At 70.2% G+C, this 15,399-nt stretch carries 16 protein-coding genes and 1 pseudogene; 1 reads left to right on the top strand and 16 read right to left on the bottom strand.

From position 1 onward, the window contains the following. Positions 1-22: 22 nt before the first annotated feature. The 16 genes from SPOPO_RS0106985 to SPOPO_RS0107060 form a co-directional block, all read right to left on the bottom strand. Entirely contained in the window at positions 23-421 is a 399-nt protein-coding gene (locus SPOPO_RS0106985) for a nuclear transport factor 2 family protein (protein WP_019874076.1), read from the bottom strand. Between the two features lie 63 nt (positions 422-484). Beyond that, positions 485-1,123 (bottom strand): carboxymuconolactone decarboxylase family protein, encoded by a 639-nt coding sequence (locus tag SPOPO_RS0106990; RefSeq protein WP_019874077.1) that lies wholly within the window; start codon positions 1,121-1,123, stop codon positions 485-487. Next, entirely contained in the window at positions 1,123-1,581 is a 459-nt protein-coding gene (locus SPOPO_RS0106995) for a cupin domain-containing protein (protein ID WP_019874078.1), read from the bottom strand. The genes SPOPO_RS0106990 and SPOPO_RS0106995 overlap by 1 nt, the downstream gene beginning before the upstream one ends. Then, entirely contained in the window at positions 1,578-2,036 is a 459-nt protein-coding gene (locus tag SPOPO_RS0107000) for a hypothetical protein (RefSeq protein ID WP_019874079.1), read from the bottom strand. Before SPOPO_RS0107000 ends, SPOPO_RS0106995 begins: the two co-directional genes overlap by 4 nt. 2 nt (positions 2,037-2,038) lie before the next feature. Beyond that, the gene (locus SPOPO_RS0107005; RefSeq protein ID WP_019874080.1) at positions 2,039-2,446 is read right to left on the bottom strand and encodes a cupin domain-containing protein; all 408 of its coding nucleotides are present in this window, start codon (positions 2,444-2,446) and stop codon (positions 2,039-2,041) included. Positions 2,447-2,468: 22 nt separating this feature from the next. Beyond that, positions 2,469-3,392: a hydroxymethylglutaryl-CoA lyase gene (locus SPOPO_RS28190; RefSeq protein WP_019874081.1), complete on the bottom strand. Its 924-nt coding sequence runs from the start codon at positions 3,390-3,392 to the stop codon at positions 2,469-2,471. Between the two features lie 3 nt (positions 3,393-3,395). After that, positions 3,396-3,812, bottom strand: coding sequence for a GlcG/HbpS family heme-binding protein (locus SPOPO_RS0107015; protein WP_019874082.1), 417 nt, complete (start codon positions 3,810-3,812; stop codon positions 3,396-3,398). A gap of 58 nt (positions 3,813-3,870) precedes the next feature. Further along, positions 3,871-4,293, bottom strand: a complete 423-nt coding sequence (locus SPOPO_RS32490) for a DoxX family protein (protein WP_019874083.1) — start codon at positions 4,291-4,293, stop codon at positions 3,871-3,873. Positions 4,294-4,328: 35 nt separating this feature from the next. Continuing rightward, positions 4,329-5,249: a beta-keto acid cleavage family enzyme gene (locus tag SPOPO_RS0107025; protein ID WP_019874084.1), complete on the bottom strand. Its 921-nt coding sequence runs from the start codon at positions 5,247-5,249 to the stop codon at positions 4,329-4,331. Positions 5,250-5,278: 29 nt separating this feature from the next. Further along, the gene (locus SPOPO_RS0107030) at positions 5,279-6,559 is read right to left on the bottom strand and encodes a CaiB/BaiF CoA transferase family protein (protein WP_019874085.1); all 1,281 of its coding nucleotides are present in this window, start codon (positions 6,557-6,559) and stop codon (positions 5,279-5,281) included. A gap of 1 nt (position 6,560) precedes the next feature. Next, positions 6,561-8,132 carry an ABC transporter substrate-binding protein gene (locus SPOPO_RS0107035; RefSeq protein WP_084670915.1) on the bottom strand — a complete coding sequence of 524 codons (1,572 nt, stop codon included), beginning with the start codon at positions 8,130-8,132 and terminating at the stop codon, positions 6,561-6,563. Then, positions 8,129-8,857, bottom strand: a complete 729-nt coding sequence (locus SPOPO_RS0107040) for an ABC transporter ATP-binding protein (RefSeq protein WP_019874087.1) — start codon at positions 8,855-8,857, stop codon at positions 8,129-8,131. Before SPOPO_RS0107040 ends, SPOPO_RS0107035 begins: the two co-directional genes overlap by 4 nt. Then, positions 8,850-9,773 (bottom strand): ABC transporter ATP-binding protein, encoded by a 924-nt coding sequence (locus SPOPO_RS28200; RefSeq protein WP_019874088.1) that lies wholly within the window; start codon positions 9,771-9,773, stop codon positions 8,850-8,852. The genes SPOPO_RS0107040 and SPOPO_RS28200 overlap by 8 nt, the downstream gene beginning before the upstream one ends. Next, positions 9,773-10,279: a hypothetical protein gene (locus tag SPOPO_RS32495; RefSeq protein ID WP_019874089.1), complete on the bottom strand. Its 507-nt coding sequence runs from the start codon at positions 10,277-10,279 to the stop codon at positions 9,773-9,775. Before SPOPO_RS32495 ends, SPOPO_RS28200 begins: the two co-directional genes overlap by 1 nt. A gap of 41 nt (positions 10,280-10,320) precedes the next feature. Beyond that, the gene (locus SPOPO_RS0107055) at positions 10,321-11,685 is read right to left on the bottom strand and encodes a hypothetical protein (protein ID WP_156869653.1); all 1,365 of its coding nucleotides are present in this window, start codon (positions 11,683-11,685) and stop codon (positions 10,321-10,323) included. Further along, positions 11,682-13,613: an ABC transporter permease gene (locus SPOPO_RS0107060; RefSeq protein WP_019874090.1), complete on the bottom strand. Its 1,932-nt coding sequence runs from the start codon at positions 13,611-13,613 to the stop codon at positions 11,682-11,684. The genes SPOPO_RS0107055 and SPOPO_RS0107060 overlap by 4 nt, the downstream gene beginning before the upstream one ends. Positions 13,614-13,903: 290 nt before the next feature. Between SPOPO_RS0107060 and SPOPO_RS0107065 the strand changes: the two are divergent. After that, a pseudogene (locus SPOPO_RS0107065) lies at positions 13,904-15,314 on the top strand (HNH endonuclease signature motif containing protein). Positions 15,315-15,399: the final 85 nt, after the last annotated feature.

Here is a 15,399-nt window from a genome sequence, read left to right on the forward strand (position 1 = left end):
GCTCAGCCTGGCGTCAGGCCCCTCAGCCCAGCGGCATCTGACTGAGGTCGAAGTACTCCTCGATCCGGTCGATGTGGCCGTTGCTGCACTCGACCTTCAGGATCGCCGGGCAGCGGATCTCGGAGCCGTCGGGCTTCTGCCCCCGGATCACGTGCTGCTGGATGAACGCCCCCGGGATGTAATACCGGCGGACCTCCTCGAACCGGAACCCTGGCACGTTGGCGGACACCCACCCCAGCACCTGGAGGTTCTCCTCCCGTGTGGAGGCGTAGTCGTCGAAGTTGTGCCAGATCCGGGCGTCCGGGGAGTAGATCTCCCGTACTGCGTCGATGTTGCCGGCCTCCACCGCGGCGAAGAACCGGTCCGCGACGTCGTCGAGCGCCTTGATCTCAGTGTCCTCGACAACGATTGTGCTCGTCATGTGATGCCCTTTCAGCAGATCGGTGGATACGCGGTCGTCCCGCCGAGCCCGGCGACGACGGAGTCAGTCGCCGCGGAGCAGGGCGAGCAGGTCGGACTCCTGGAAGCCGGCGGGCGCCGGGAGTTCGACGATGCGCTCACCGACGTCGTCGAACTCCAGCCGGAGCGCCCGGGAGACCATGGCGTGCAGGTGGTAGGACGCCGCGACGATCGTCAGTTCCAGGATCGCGGTGTCCGACAGGAACGCCCGCAGGGCGTCGAAGGTGGGGTCCTGGACCCGGCCGTTCTGGAGGACCAGCTCGTCGACGTACGCGAGCACGGCCCGTTGTTCCCGGCTCAGGTCCTCCGAGCTCGCCCACGCCGAGATGGCCTCCACCTCGGCCTTGCTCAGCCCGACCGCCCGGGCCACCTTGGAGTGCTGGGAGTAGACGAACTGACTTTCCGTCACGAATCCGGCCCGGACGATCGCGATCTCCCGGAGCTGTTCGGGCAGCTCCCGCGCGGCACTGTTGAAGGCTCCGAACTGTGCCGTGAGGGTGGCGAGGAGGTCCGGCGAGAGCGCCATCGTCGTCCACCAGTCGCCCCGACTCCCCGTGTCCGTCCCCGGGTCCGCGACCGGGTCGCGGTCCCCGAAGACGGCCGAGTAGACCTCCTGGATGGCCGGCGGGGCATCCGCGCGGCTGACCGGCGTCAACCGGCCCATCAGTGCGCGAACTCGATGATCGCCAGCATGGCGTCCTCGCCGTCGCCGTAGGCCTTGTGGCTGGTCTCACCGGGCTGGACGAGGATGTCGCCGGACTCGAGGTGCACGTCGCACACCTCGCGGTCGGTCTTGGACTCCTTGACCACGAAGCGCATCTGGCCGTTGAGGAGAACGATGGTCTCGGCCTCGTCGTTGTCGTGGCCCTCCCACGGGAACTCCTCGTCCTCCTGGGAGGCGAGCATGAGCAGGGGCCCGACGTGCCCGACCACGTGCACCGTCCACAGCGCTTCGAGCTTGGATAGGTGGTCCCGCAGGTTGAACAGGCGGAAGCGCCAGGCCTGCTCAGGATCGGTGATCTCGAGCTTGCCGTACTTGATGTCGAGGTTCTCCCAGCGGGCCGCGCGGGGAGCCGGGATGTTGTTGAACAGGACCCGGGTAGGGAAGTCGCGGTTGTTCATTTCGCCGCCTCCAGCAGTCGATCGATGAAGAAGTGCTCGGAGAACTCACCGGGTTGCGGCAGACGCCCGGCCGGCGAGAGGTGGCCGTTCCTGGTGTGAGGAGCGGCCATGTTCGCGACCCACCGGCAGAAGTCCGCGGCCTCGCCCATCGGGAACCGCTCGGTGTAGGGCGTGCGCGTGGAGTCGGCGTGCAACTGCGCGAAGCCGAACTCCCACGTCAGGCCACCGTCGGTCTCGGTGATGGTGAAATCGCCCTCCATCCGGAAGGCGTCGAAGCCGCGCATCCAGTCCAGCATCCGGACGAATCCGCGGAAGACCTGCGAGGTCCGGATCTCCGAGGTGTCGCCGGGGTAGTGAATGGTCGTCATCTCCGGCCCGACCTCGAACGTGATGGACCCGATGCGCGCGCGGTTCGTCGCGACGTAGTCGGGGCGGACGATCTGGGGAGCGGTCATGATCAGCCTTCCTCTACGGCGCTGGCCTCGCGGGTCCGGAAATGCAGGTACAGCGCAGCCGCATCGCCGTCGGACCGGATCTGGTACGACAGCGCCCGCGGCAGCAGCAGGACCTCGCCGTCGACCGCGGTGGCGCTCGCGACCGGCTTGCCGTTCTCGGTGAACTGGACGGCGATCGCGCCCTGGACGACCAGGAGCAGTTCGTCATCGGCATCGGCGCGCCGGGTGACGTCGCCCCCCTCGGCCTTCACCAGGTCCACGCGGTGGCTCGGGTAGCCCACGATCTCGATGGGCTCGAAGGAGCTCATCAACGGCAGCGAGTCGTACATGTTGAAGAACTGGGTCCGCGCTTCGTACGCGGTCAGCTTCCAGTCGATCGTCCCGCGGGGCGGGGCGAGTTGGGTACTCATCGGAGTCCTTCCTTCGTGGGAACTATCGAGCGGTGCCGGTGGCCCGGAACAGCGCCAGCCGGCGGGAGGGCAGGGAGCGCCCGAGCAGGTCTTCGAGGTGCGCGCTGCAGGCGGCGATGCGGTCGAGGTCGACGCCGGGTGGGCGACCGAGGTCGTCCAGCGCGCCGATGACCTCCTCACTGGCGACGTTGCCGGCCGCGCCCTTGCCGGCGAACGGGCAGCCGCCGAGGCCACCGAGCGAGGAGTCGAGGCCGTCGACCCCCGCCTCGACCGCGGCCAAGGCGTTCACCAGTCCCATCCCTCGGGTGTCGTGCGCGTGGAAGCCGAGGTCGAGCCCGGGATGACGCTCGCGGGTTCGCGCGACCAACTGCGCGACCGCCGCGGGGTGGGCCGCGCCGACGGTGTCGGCGAGCGTGACGCGAGTGGCACCGGCGGCGACGACGCGGTCGACCAGCCCGAGGCTGACCTCCGGCTCCACCGGACCTTCGTACGGACAGGCGAAGGCCGTCGCAATGATGGCGGCCACGCGCAGCTCGTCACCGCGCCCGCTGGCCTTCTCCACGATGCCGACGGCCTCGTCGACCGTGCACCCGGCGTTGCGCGCGTTCATGGTCTCGGTGGTGGCGACGACGATGTTGACGACATCGGCACCAGCCGCCGCCGCCTGCTCCACGCCGCGGACGTTGGCCGCCAGCACCTGCAGCTCGGCCCGGACCCGGCCGCGGAGCGCGTCCATCACCGCCCCGGTGTCGGCCATGGACGGCACCGCCCGGGGCGAGACGAAGCTGCCCACCTCGATGCGGCGGTAGCCGGCCTGGTCGAACGCCACGGCGAGCTCGATCTTCACCGTGGTCGGGATCGTCGCGGCCTCCAGTTGGAGCCCGTCCCGCAACCCGACCTCGGTGAGGACGAGATCGCGCGGCGCCTTCTCCGTCGATGCCGTCACGGCTTACAACGCCGCCAGTCCGGCCTCCGCCACCTTCATGTCGTCGGTGTAGTGGCCGCCGCTGACGCCGATGCCGCCGACCATTTCGCCATCGATCACGATCGGGTAGCCACCGCCGAAGACGACGAGGCGGCGCACGGTCGGGATGCCGGTGGCGAGGGGCGGGTCGTCCTTGATGAAGTCGTGCCAGGCGTGCGTCGGGATGCCGAAGGAGATGGCCGTGTAGGCCTTGTCCTGCGCGAGGTCCACGGACAGCAGCGGGGCACCGTCCATCCGGCAGAACGCGACGAGGGCGCCGGACTCGTCGGTGACCGCGATGGACATCGGCTTGCCCATGCCCGTCGCGGCCTCACGGGCGGCCGCGATGGCCGCCTCCGCCGCGCCGGCGGTGATCGAGCGCTTGGTGCGGGTGGTTTCCATGTCGGTGTGCCTTTCTCCGTGGTGGTGCACGTGGTGGTGCACGTGGTGATTCAGGTCGTCAGACGATCGCCCAGACACCCGGGCCGCCGATGGCCACGGCGAGCAACCCGCCGATCAGGGCGACGTTGAACTCGTAGCCCGGCATCGCGAACACCGGGCTGCCGTCGTCCTGCTGGCCGACGATGTTGATGTTGGGGAAGCCGAACCGGCCGTGGACGTAGAAGATGGCACCCGCCATCAGCGCGATCATCGCGATGGCCCCGACCTGCGCTCCGAGGCCCAGGATCATCGCCAGGCCGGCCAGGGTCTGAGCGACACCGGCCAGCGGGGCACTGATCTGCGCTATCGGAACCTTGAAGGCGGCGAAGAAGTCGATCGTGCGTTGCTTGCCCGCAGTGAGAATGTCGAGCCCGTGGGCGAAGAAGAGCAGACCGATGACCAATCGCACGGCGAACAACCCGCCGCCGGTTTCTTCCCACATGTGTCATCCTTTTTCGGCAGTCGATTGACGGTCCGTCAGCCCAGGCCGAGGTACTCCCGGGTCTCGTCCGGACTCGCCGGTGTGCGTCCCAGCGCGGCCGCGAGCGGGACGAACCGCTTGACCAGGTCGGCGGTCGTGGGGTTGCCCTGGTCCGCGTAGTGGTAGTCCTCGAGGCCGAGTCGGACGTTGCCGCCCATCGCCGTGGCGGCGAGCGCGATCGGGAACTCGTCGACGCCGAAGGTCAGGACCTCCCAGATGCAGTCGAGGTCGTCCGGGATCCGGTCGACGAAGCCCTTGAGGTTCTCGATCGTGGGCGTGACGCCGGAGACGATCGGTCCGCCGCAGAACGCGAAGTCGAGGAAGACCGGCGTACGGATCAGGCCCTTGTCGACCATCCGCAGCACGTTGTACAGGTGTCCGTACTCGAAGCAGCAGATGACGGGCTTGACGTCGTACTGGTTGCAGGTGTCGAGGAACATCTCGAAGTTGGCGTTCGAGTTGCTGAAGATCAGGTTGCCCAGCGTCCACTGCTTGGTCCTCTGGTCGTAGAAGTCAAGGTTCACCGACCCGGCCGTCAGTTCGGCGAGCTCGGGCTTCGAGCCCTGCGGCATCGACGCGAGCGCCGGGATGATGCCGATGCGCTCCTCGGGCGTGATCATGCCGCCGCCGCCGGTCGTCGGGTTGCAGAGCATGTTCGTCTGGGCGTGGATCAGCCGGTGGCTCTGACCGAACAGCTCAGCCTCGTGGACGTTGGTACCGTCCTCGAGCCGCGTGTGCGTGTGCGCGATGGACGCACCCTGGTCGTAGGCCTCCTTCTGCGCGAGGGCGATCTCCTCGGGCGTGTACGGCGTGGTGGGGTTGCCCTCCCACGGGATGCCGGGCCGCTTCTCGCGCATGGTGAACGGGCCGTTGACGGCAGCGGTGATGACGATCTTCTTCGGGTCCTGCGTGATCATGTCGTTCGCCTTTCCCGTCGTGAGTAGTGCTACTTGGTCGCGGGCTCTCCGGCGACCACGCCGGCGCGCCGCAGGGCGTCGATGTCCGCGTTGCTGAGTCCGAGCAGGTCGCCGAGGACCTCGTCGTTGTGCTGGCCGTGCGCCGGTCCGGTGCTGCGGACCGACCCGGGCGTCGCGCTCAGGCGCGGGAACGGCGCCTGCATGTGCATCTCACCGAGGACCGGGTGAACGGTCTGGATCAGACTCTCCCGGGCGGCGAAGTGCGGATCGGTGAGCATCTCCTTGGCGGTGTAGATGCCGCTCGCCGGGACCCCGTGCTCGGAGAGCACCTCGACCAGCTTCTCGGCGCTCAGACCCCGCGCCCATGCGCCGATCAACTCGTCGAGGTCCTGCGCGTGCTCACCCCGGGCGAGGTGGGTGGCGAAGCGCGGGTCCTCGGCCAGTTGCGGCTGCTCCATCACCTCGACGAGCCGCCGGAACGGCGCATCGGCGTTGGCGGCGATGAGCACCCAGACCCCGTCGGCCGCGCGGTAGATGTTCGACGGCGCGACGTTGGGCAGCGTCGATCCGGTCCGACCACGGACGTGCCCGGTGAGCTCGTAGTCCAGGACGAGGCTCTCCATCAAGGCCAGCACGGCCTCGTAGATGGCGACGTCGACGACCTGACCACCGGTGCGCGGCGGCCCGTGCCCGTTCGAGGACGGCATTCCGGACGTCGCGGCGCGGGTCCGCTCCCGGTGCACCAACGACATCGCCACGCCGTAGGCGGCGAACACGCCGGCCAGGGCGTCGCCCAGGCTCACCCCGACGCGGGACGGCGGTCGGTCCGGCTCACCGGTGACGTGCCGGATCCCGCCCATGGCCTCGCCGATGCTGCCGAATCCGGCGCGGCGCGCGTACGGTCCGGTCTGGCCGTAGCCGCTGACGCGGGCGACGATCAGGTCCGGCCGCACCTCCTGGAGCTCGGCCGGGTCGAGCCCCCACCGCTCCAGGGTGCCGGGGCGGAAGTTCTCCAGCAGGACGTCCGCCCGCTCGAGCACGAGTCGCCGGACGAGTGCCTGCCCCTCGGGTTGGCGGAGGTCCACGGTGACCGACTTCTTGTTCCGGCCGAGCACCTCCCACCACAGGCTGTAGCCCTCGGGGCGTACCGGCCCCCAGTGCCGCATGGGGTCGCCGCCGGTCGGCTGCTCGATCTTGATGACCTCGGCGCCGAAGTCACCCAGCAGCTGACCCGCGAAGGGGCCGGCGACGTGGGTGCCCACTTCGACGACGCGGATCCCGGCCAGGGGCCCGACATTTTCGGTGTCCATGTCAGCTCCCGCTGCCGACGATCTGGTCGGCGATCTTGGTGACGAAGCACTCGCTGCCGTACCGCTTCTCGAAGCGGTCGGTGCCGACGTACGGCGTGGCCGGGGTGCGGAACGCGGCGCGCTTGACCGGGTCGTAGTCCCACTTCGCCCACCAGGTCTGGCCGCTGCCCTGCTTGCAGTTCGGCGCGAGGCTGTTGATCGGCGGGCTGATACCGGTCTCGAACTTCTTGATCCCCTGCAGGTGCTTGACGAGCGCCTCGCGGGTGAACGTCGGGGCGATGTTCTTCAGCGCGTCGGCCAGCAGCTGCATCCCGATGTAGTAGGCGAGGGTCGCCGAGGACTCCAGCGAGCCCGGGTTGTTGCCCATCGAGGGGTAGTACTTCTTCAGCGCGGCCTCGTAGGCGGCGTGCGCGGCCGTGCGCTTGCGCGGCTTGCCGTCCGGCTGGTCGGCGAGGTTCATCGCAATGATGCCCTTGACGCTCGGCCCGACGATCGTGGCCACCCCGGCCGCACTGGCCGGCCAGCCGCCCATGCCCATCGGCGGCTTCCACCCGAGGCGATCCATCGCGCCGACGCACAACGGCCAGGCGAGGGTCTCGAAGTCCCAGAAGTCGATCCCGGCGTTCCGCATCTTCAGCGCGACCGAGGTGCAGTCCCCGTCGGACAGCGTCAGCGGCTCCATCACCGTGACCTCGGCCCCGAACTCCTGCCAGGTCTGCTTGAAGTGCTCGGTGTACGGCCGTCCGTCGAAGAACCCGGTGTCGTAGATGATCCCGACCTTCCTCGGCTTGATGTTCATGTGTTGCGTGACGGCCTCGGCCAACTGCTCGTTCCAGGTCAGGATGTTGTTCTGGAGCGGGAAGACCGTGGGGTACTTCGACGAGTAGGTCGGCGCGGTGACGCCGAGGGTGAGGACCGGAATGCCCTTCTGCGTCAGGAACGGCAGCGCCGCGTCCGACCACAGGGAGAACATCGCGAAGACCTTGTCCTGCTCGACCAGGCGCTTCACGTTCGCCAGCACCTGCGCCGGCTCGAACCGGTCGTCGTAGCTGACGATCCGGATCTTGCGGCCGTCGATGCCCCCGGCCGCGTTGACGGTCTTGGCGTACGAGTCGGCGCCCGCGATCATCTCCTGGCCGTAGAACCCGAAGACCCCGGACAGCGGCCCGGTCAGACCCAGCAGGATCTCGGTGTCGGTCACGCCCGGGCCGTTGACCGCCTGCTTGGTGGCACCGGCGGTGCCGCCCGACCGCCCTTGCGGAGCGGCCGGCCCGGACTGCGCCGTCCCGGCGGTGGTTGCACCGTCCGAATTGGTCGTGACCGCACCCGCCGCGGGTTGCGGACCGCTCGTCGATGCCTCGGCGCCCGGCTGCGTCGGCACCTCGGCACCGGGCACGACGGCGGACGGCTGCGTGCCCGCGGCGACGTCGCCACCGGTGAGGTTCTGGATCGCGCTCGCCCGTTCGGCGCGGATCTGCGCCGCTTCCTCGGCGGACTTCTGCGATCCACATCCCGTCATGGCCAACGCCGCGCACACGACGACGGCCAGGTAGCGCATGGAACTTCGCGTCATCGGGAAACCTCCAGAGTGTCGGCGAGGTACGCCTTCTCGATGACCTCACCGGACAACGTGTCCCGCGGGTCTCCGGATCGGACGACGTGGCCCTTGTCCAGGACGTAGGCCCGATCGGCCACGGTCGCCACCAGGTCGACGTACTGCTCGACGATGAGCAGCGCGAGACCGTCGGCGGCGAGCCGGCGAAAGGTGTCGTAGAGGGACTCGCACACGATCGGCGAGAGGCCGAACGACGGCTCGTCGAGGAGGAGCAGTCGTGGCTTGGCCATCAGGGCCCGGGCGACCACGAGCATCTGCTGCTCGCCGCCCGACATGCTGCCGGCGTTCTGACGCAGTCGAGTGCGCAGCACCGGGAAGTACTCCATGGCCTCGTCCATGGCCGACCGTGACTGACGGCGGCTCAGGCGGCGGACATGAGCGCCGACCTCCAGGTTCTCCGCCACGCTGAGGTGGGGGAACAGTCCCCGGCCCTCGGGAACGTGCACCAGGCCGCGGGCGACCAGGTCCTCGGTGGTGGTCGTACGGCGGAGGGGTTCCCCGTCGAGCCGCACCGACCCGGCCCGCGCGCGGATCATGGCGCTCGCGACCCGCAGCGTCGAGGTCTTGCCGGCACCGTTGCGTCCCAGCAGGGCGACCGTCTCCCCGGCCTGCACCGTCAGATCGATGCCGCCCAGGGCGCGCACCGATCCGTACCCGGCCTCGACTCCCTGGAGCTCAAGCATGACCGGCTCCCAGCGTGCCCAGGTAGATCCGCCGGACCTCGGGGTCGACGAGCACGTCGGCCGGGAGTCCGGATCTCAGCAGGCGACCCTGATTGAGCACGTGGACGTAGTCGGCGAAGGGCCGGACGAACGACATGTCGTGCTCGACCACGAGCACCGAGACGCCGAGTCGATCGACGATGCGCACGATGAGGTGTCCGAGTTCGGCCGTCTCCTCGGCGTCCATGCCGGCGGACGGCTCGTCGAGCAGCAGCAGGCGCGGACCGGCGGCGAGTGCCCGCGCGAGTTCGACGTGACGCCGCTTGCCGTACGGCAGATTGCCGGCCAGCTCACGCGTGTAGGGACCGAGGTCGCAGAGACCGATCGCACGGACGGCGACCTCACGCAGCCGCTCGTCGGCCTGGAAGACACCGGGCACCGGCGCCATCGCGCGGAGGAACCCCCACCTCACGTACTGCGTCGTGCCGAGCAGGACGTTGTCCAGCACGGTCGCGGTGTCGACGAGTTCGAGGTTCTGGAAGGTGCGGGCCAGCCCGCGACGTGCCCGGTCGCTGACCGAGCTCCGGGTGATGTCCCGGTCCTCGAAGAGGATCGTCCCCGCGGCCGGGGTGATGGCGCCGGAGACGACATTGAACATCGTCGTCTTGCCGGCGCCGTTCGGTCCGATGAGGGCGGTGACGCAACCCCGCGGAACGACCAGGGAGACCGAGTCGTTCGCCGTCACCCCGCCGAAGCGCACGGTCACGTCCTCGACACGGAGCAGCGGATCACCGAGCGGCCGCGGGGTGCGCGCCTCGGTCACCGCCGGCGCGGGACGCACCCCGGCGTCGATCCGGCGCCGCAGCGCGGTGTCCGCGCGGCCCCGGAGCAGGCGGCGCGCCGCGGGCGGTCGTCGGGTGGCGGAGGGCGTGGTCATCAGCGGCGGTCCGCAGCGGGCAGGTCGAGCCGGGCGGCGAGCGCGTCGAGTTCGGCGGCGAGCGCCATCTCCAGCTCGTCGAGCCGCCACGTCAGCGCCGTCGTGAGCTGGGTCTCGAGATGCTCGACCCGACGCGCCAGTACGTCGCGCTGCCGGCGGTCCTCGGCGTGCTCGTGGGCGACGTACACCGCAATGCCGAGCCCGACCAGGATCGCACCGCCGAAGCCACCGCTGATGAGGTAGGGCATCTGCTCCCAGACCTCGACCTTGGTGCTGACGCCGATCCAGCCGACCAGCAGCGCGATCACACCGGCGGCGGCGAGCCCGATGGCGACCATCTGCTGGGGTTTGAGGTGCACGCCGGCGCGGCCCCGACGGCGCACCGCGGTGGTCGCCGGTGACTCCGGCACGGACGCGTCCACGGCCTCGGTGACCGGCTGCTCGTCCAGCATCAACGGATGAGCCGCGGCCGCACTGCGGCCCGATCGACTGTCCTTCGTCGACATCGACGGCCTTCCCTTCTCTTCGGACGATTGACGGGCTCGGCTCATGGCTCCGCCCGCCGACGGCCCATCAGCAGGGCGAAGGTCGCGAGCGCGAGGACACTGACGGCGCCGGCGAGGTAGAGGTCCTGGAAGCGCTCCAGGGCGCGGTGCTGCAGGGCGTTGTTGCCGGCGAGGAGGCTGGGATCCAGGAAGGGTCGGTACGCCTCGCGCGGTCCGGGGGCGGCGCCGGTCGGCGCGGCGGGCAGGGGACCGCTCGCGACACCACCCGGCACGTTCCCCGCCGGAGAGCCCAGCGGCAGTCCGGGCAGGGCGGCGGCGTCGGCGACACCGCCGGTGGTCGAGGGCAGCGTTCCGGGCGCGGTCTGGCCGGTGGCCGGCGTGATCGCGCCGGGTTCGGTGGTGCCCACCGTGCCGAAGTCCGCCGCGGGGATCGCGTAGGCGGAGGCTTTCGCGTGGGCGAGCGTGAACGTCGTCCCCTGGCCCGTGTCCGGGTCGACCATCTCGAAGACGAAACCGGACTGCTCGGCCACTGCGGTGCTGCCGTCCTTCGCGACGGTGATCGTCGGCGGCTCCACCGGCCGCAGCACGACACCGGAGGCACGCAGGGCGCCGGCGAGCGGTTGCAGGTTCTTGATCAGCTCGGCGAGATCGAGCTCGGGCGGCGTCGGAGCAGGCTGGCCCTGGACGGTGACGCCGTTGAAGGTGAGGCTCGAGGTCGCGTCCGCGCCGCCCGGTCGCCCGTCGGTCGCCGCGGAGGCCGTCGCCTTGATCTGATCGAACATCAGCGCGCCGCCACCGATGCTCACCTTCTGCAGCACGACCTCGGTCACGTTCCGCTGGACGCCCTCGACGATCTCGCTCGAGGACTGCGATCGCGCCGATCCGACGGAGAACTGGAAGGCGCCGCTCTGGTACCCGGAGAAGGTGGCCACGCCGCGGGCGGCGGTGCCGTCGGTCTGCGCCGGGTCTCCCGAGGCGAAGGCCTGGCCCTTCCCGCTGGAGACTCCGTCACCGAGGGCGATCGGCAGCAGCGGTTGCAGACCGCACTCCGCGCTGGCCGCGCCCGGGAAGAAGGCGTAGCAGTAGTTCGGCAGCGGGGAGGGGACGCCGAACTGGGCGACCACCTCGCCGAGCGGGACGTCCACCACGCCGGCGTAGCCGATGGCCCGGGGCTGGGAGTCGATGTTGCTCCGGGTGCGGGGAAGGAAGTACTCGATCGGCAGCGGCAGCGCGGCGGCGACCCGGGACTGCGACCCGATCGCGTAGGAGTCGGCCGAGCCTTCGAACGCCTGGAAGGAGGAGTCCGCGCGGGCCGGCCCGGCCGTCCCGACCGCGATGCCCAGTCCGGCGGTCACGGCCAGCACGGCAGCCGTTCCGGCACCGAGGACACGGAATGGTCGGTTCATGACACCAACTCCCTCGATCGCTTCAGGGGTCGGGCAGCGGGAGCCGGCGCGGGCTCCGGGTGGGTCGGCGTGGCCGCCGCTGCCGGGGTCGGGGAACTCGGGGTGGGCGCGACGCGGCGCGCGGTTCCGCGGGGCCGCCACCGGGCGACCAGGTCGGCGAGACCGGTCGGGAAGAACGCGAGGATCGCGACGACCGCGACGCCGGAGATGATGCTGGGGATGGCCGTGGCGTTCGTCTGCGACGTCGTGTAGATCGCGGGCCCGTACCCGAACAGCAGCACGACGACGACCGGGCCGAGCAACGAGGCGCGGCCGCACGTCACGACGTAGAGCAGCAGGGAGATCGAGAGCAGGACGCCGAACATGCTCGGCTGAAGCACCGTCAGGTAGAGACCGTAGAGCGCGCCGGCGACGCCGGTCATGAACCCGGAGAGCACCCACGCCTGGAAGCGCACGAGATGCGGGTTCGCACCGAAGTGCTCGGCGACGCTGTCCGAGCGGGCCACCGCCTGCAGTGCCCGGCCCCACGGTCCGTGCCGCAACAGCACGGTGACCAGCGTGAACAGCGCCGCGGCGCCCAGGAGGACCGCGAACAGCCGCCGGTCGTCCATCAGGTTGTCCGGGCGTTGGACGGACCGTTCGAGCCAGCCGAGTTCGAAGAGCCAGTTCGATCCCGCCGCGGCGACGGCGAGGGTGACGATGATCAGCTGCGCACCGCGCAGCCGGAGCCCGACCAGCGACACCAGGCCCGCGACCACGGCGGCCGTGATTCCGGCGAGCAGGACCGCGACGGCGAGCGGGAGGTCCCAGCGGTCGAGGTACTCCGCGAGCCCGAAGGCGCCGACGCCCAGCAGCATCCCGTGCATCAGGGACAGCTGGCCGGCCCAGCCGGTGAGCAGCACCAGGGCGAGGGCCGCGATGCCGTAGACCAACGCGACGATGCCGACCGAGGCCCAGTACGTGTCGGTGAGAGACCGGTACACCGCCCAGCCGGCGAGGCCGAGGATCACCAGCAGGCCGGGTCCGAACGGGCGCCGCGCCGCGCCGGCGTCCTCGATCGACGCGGCCGCGGTCAGGTCGGCCGGCCAGCGCCGCCGGACGATCAGGAGCAGCAGCACCAGCCCGAGCACGGCGACGGACCGGATGCCGATCGTGCTGGTCTGATTCGCCGCCAGGGCCTCGAGCGCGCCGACGGAGAATCCGCCGACGACCGCGAGCGTCAGACCACCGACGGCGCCGAACAGGGAACCGGCGAGCGCGCCCAGGAGCAGGCCGGGGAACGTCGCGACCGAGATGATCGTCAGCGGGGCGATGAGGACGCCGGCCACCGACGCCAGGAACGCACCCGCGCCCCAGTTCAGGCGGGCGATCCGTACGCGGTCGATGCCGACGAGACGCGAGCCGCCGGGGCTCTGCGCGGACGCCCGCACCGCGAGCCCCAGCCGGGTCCGGGTGAGGAAGGCGGCCAGCAGCGCGACCAGTACCGCGGTCGTGCCCAGCACCAACAACTGCTGGTAGCTGATCCCCAGGTCGCCGAGGAAGATCGAGCCCTCGGGGGCGAGCGACTCCGCCGCCTTCGGCTGGAAGCCGAACAGTTGCAGAACGACGCCCTGCGTCACGGCCAGGACCCCGACGGTGGCCACCATCCGCGTGACCGGGGAACTCTCGGCGATCTGACGGATGACGATGCGTTCGACCGCCAGCCCGTAGACGGTGCCGATCGCGACCGCCACCAGCGCGGCCAGCCAGGGGTTCCACTGCTTCTCCGCCGACGCCCAGGAGTAGAAGTAGGCCGCGAACATCGCGAACGCGGCCTGGGCGAAACTGAGGACCCCGGTCGTGGAGAAGATCAGGCTGACCCCGAGCGCGAGCAGGGCATAGGAACCGCCGACCACCACACCGACGACCAGCGCCTGGAGCAGTTCCATCGGGACCTCGCATCGTTGCGCGACCTCGGGACCCCTCGATCCTTCGGGCGTTCACCTGCGGTGAGTACGACGGAATCGCAAGAAAACGTGCGCGCGTCTTGGCGCTTTCGCCAAGACGCCGGGGCCAAGGCCGGCCGCGCACCTTCGCCGGGGGGCCAGGGATGCCACCCCGGGCCGGAGCGTTGGAGCGGCCGGTTTACCTGATGTTCCGTCAGAAAATTGTGATGTGTGGGGTGAATGAGGTTTTCCAAGTACTAGAACATGTGTTCGAATACAGGTAGAGATGTGGTATGTCCGCAGGGGTGGGGACGCATCCGGCACTGGCGCTGATCGCCGGTGCGGTCGACGACGTCCGCAAGGCGGCGGCGATGCTGACCGCGGACGAGGTGTGGACGTTCTCGGACGCGGACCTGGAGTTGATGATCCGGGCGCAGTCCCAGCTGGACTCCGCCTGTGCGGCCGTCGGGGTCCGCGCGGTCCGCGAGGCGGATGTGCGGGGGCTCTCGCTGCAGGACGGGAAGGTCTCGACCGCGACGTGGCTCTCGCACAAGCTGGATCTGCATCCGGTGGAGGCGCGTCAGCGGGTCCAGGAGGCCGACATCCTGTCGCGCAAGGGCACTGCGACGCTGGAGGCGTTGACCCAGGGGCGGATCAACCCCGGGCAGGCCCGCGCCCTGGCCCGGGGGTTGGTCAAGATCGAACCGATCGCCTCGGTCGAGGAGTTCGGTGATTTGGAGACCCTGCTGCTGCGGGAGGGGATCGGGCTGCACCCGGGGCAGATCACCCGCCTGACCCGCCACGCCGAGGAGGCCATCGACCCCGACGGCAAAGAACCGGCGTCCGACCCGGAGGACCCGGACTCGGGCGCGGACACCCGCCGCGCCGCCCGGGCGTACAAGAAGCGGAACTTCTCGATCACCGACCTGGGGACCGGGTTGCACCGGATCCGGGGCGAGGTGACCGACGAGGTCGCTGCCCTGATCAACGCCGCCCTCGACCCCCTCGCCGCCCCCCGCCCGGCCGTGAACGGGGTCCGTGACGAGCGGTCGGCGCCGCAGCGCCGCCACGACGCCCTCGGTGAGGTGTTCGAGCAGTTCCTGCGCTTCGGCGATCTCGGGGTCGCCCACGGGGTCCGCCCCCACATTCATGTCACCGCCTCAGTTCAGACGATGCAGGGCGACACCGGGCACCCGTTCGCCCGCACCGCCACCGGTCAGGACCTGGACATCGCCACCTTGCGCCGCCTTGCGTGTGATGCCGGGATCACCCCGATCCTTCTCGACACCCTCGGCGTGCCGCTGGCGATGGGCCGCGAGGTCCGCACCGCCACCCCGGCCCAGTGGGCGGCCCTGGTCGCCCGGGACATCGGTTGCATCGGCGAGGGCTGCACCCGGCCGGCGGCCTGGTGTCAGGCCCACCACATCGAGTAGTGGGGCCGGGATGAGGGCCCGACCGATGTGGACAAGATGGCCCTGGTCTGCTCGCACGAGCATTATCTGATCCACCATCAGGGGTGGGAAGTGCGGATGGGGCCCGACGGGCACCCGGAGATGATCCCCCCCCCCCCCCCCGACCTGGGTTGACCCGACCCAACGCCCCCGGCGCAACGCCCACTGGAAACTCCTCCGCGACGACCTCAAAACCGCCGCCCACCCACCTGACGCCCCACCAGATCAGCCGTCATCACCTGACCCCCCGTAACGTCAGCGGAACCGGTCGCTATAGCGCGCGCTTTCGCTGACGCTGTGCGCGTCGAGCTCAGTTCGTGTTGTCCGCCGACCTGCCT

It is taken from the genome of Sporichthya polymorpha DSM 43042, from assembly GCF_000384115.1.
GTDB lineage: Bacteria > Actinomycetota > Actinomycetes > Sporichthyales > Sporichthyaceae > Sporichthya > Sporichthya polymorpha.

Excerpts from the sequence above, each read along its gene's own strand:
- SPOPO_RS0106985 (WP_019874076.1), bottom strand. The coding sequence starts at position 421 with ATGACGAGCACAATCGTTGTCGAGGACACTGAGATCAAGGCGCTCGAC.
- SPOPO_RS0106990 (WP_019874077.1), bottom strand. The coding sequence starts at position 1,123 with ATGGGCCGGTTGACGCCGGTCAGCCGCGCGGATGCCCCGCCGGCCATC.
- SPOPO_RS0106995 (WP_019874078.1), bottom strand. The coding sequence starts at position 1,581 with ATGAACAACCGCGACTTCCCTACCCGGGTCCTGTTCAACAACATCCCG.
- SPOPO_RS0107000 (WP_019874079.1), bottom strand. The coding sequence starts at position 2,036 with ATGACCGCTCCCCAGATCGTCCGCCCCGACTACGTCGCGACGAACCGC.
- SPOPO_RS0107005 (WP_019874080.1), bottom strand. The coding sequence starts at position 2,446 with ATGAGTACCCAACTCGCCCCGCCCCGCGGGACGATCGACTGGAAGCTG.
- SPOPO_RS0107015 (WP_019874082.1), bottom strand. The coding sequence starts at position 3,812 with ATGGAAACCACCCGCACCAAGCGCTCGATCACCGCCGGCGCGGCGGAG.
- SPOPO_RS32490 (WP_019874083.1), bottom strand. The coding sequence starts at position 4,293 with ATGTGGGAAGAAACCGGCGGCGGGTTGTTCGCCGTGCGATTGGTCATC.
- SPOPO_RS0107025 (WP_019874084.1), bottom strand. The coding sequence starts at position 5,249 with ATGATCACGCAGGACCCGAAGAAGATCGTCATCACCGCTGCCGTCAAC.
- SPOPO_RS0107030 (WP_019874085.1), bottom strand. The coding sequence starts at position 6,559 with ATGGACACCGAAAATGTCGGGCCCCTGGCCGGGATCCGCGTCGTCGAA.
- SPOPO_RS0107035 (WP_084670915.1), bottom strand. The coding sequence starts at position 8,132 with ATGACGCGAAGTTCCATGCGCTACCTGGCCGTCGTCGTGTGCGCGGCG.
- SPOPO_RS0107040 (WP_019874087.1), bottom strand. The coding sequence starts at position 8,857 with ATGCTTGAGCTCCAGGGAGTCGAGGCCGGGTACGGATCGGTGCGCGCC.
- SPOPO_RS28200 (WP_019874088.1), bottom strand. The coding sequence starts at position 9,773 with ATGACCACGCCCTCCGCCACCCGACGACCGCCCGCGGCGCGCCGCCTG.
- SPOPO_RS32495 (WP_019874089.1), bottom strand. The coding sequence starts at position 10,279 with ATGTCGACGAAGGACAGTCGATCGGGCCGCAGTGCGGCCGCGGCTCAT.
- SPOPO_RS0107055 (WP_156869653.1), bottom strand. The coding sequence starts at position 11,685 with ATGAACCGACCATTCCGTGTCCTCGGTGCCGGAACGGCTGCCGTGCTG.
- SPOPO_RS0107060 (WP_019874090.1), bottom strand. The coding sequence starts at position 13,613 with ATGGAACTGCTCCAGGCGCTGGTCGTCGGTGTGGTGGTCGGCGGTTCC.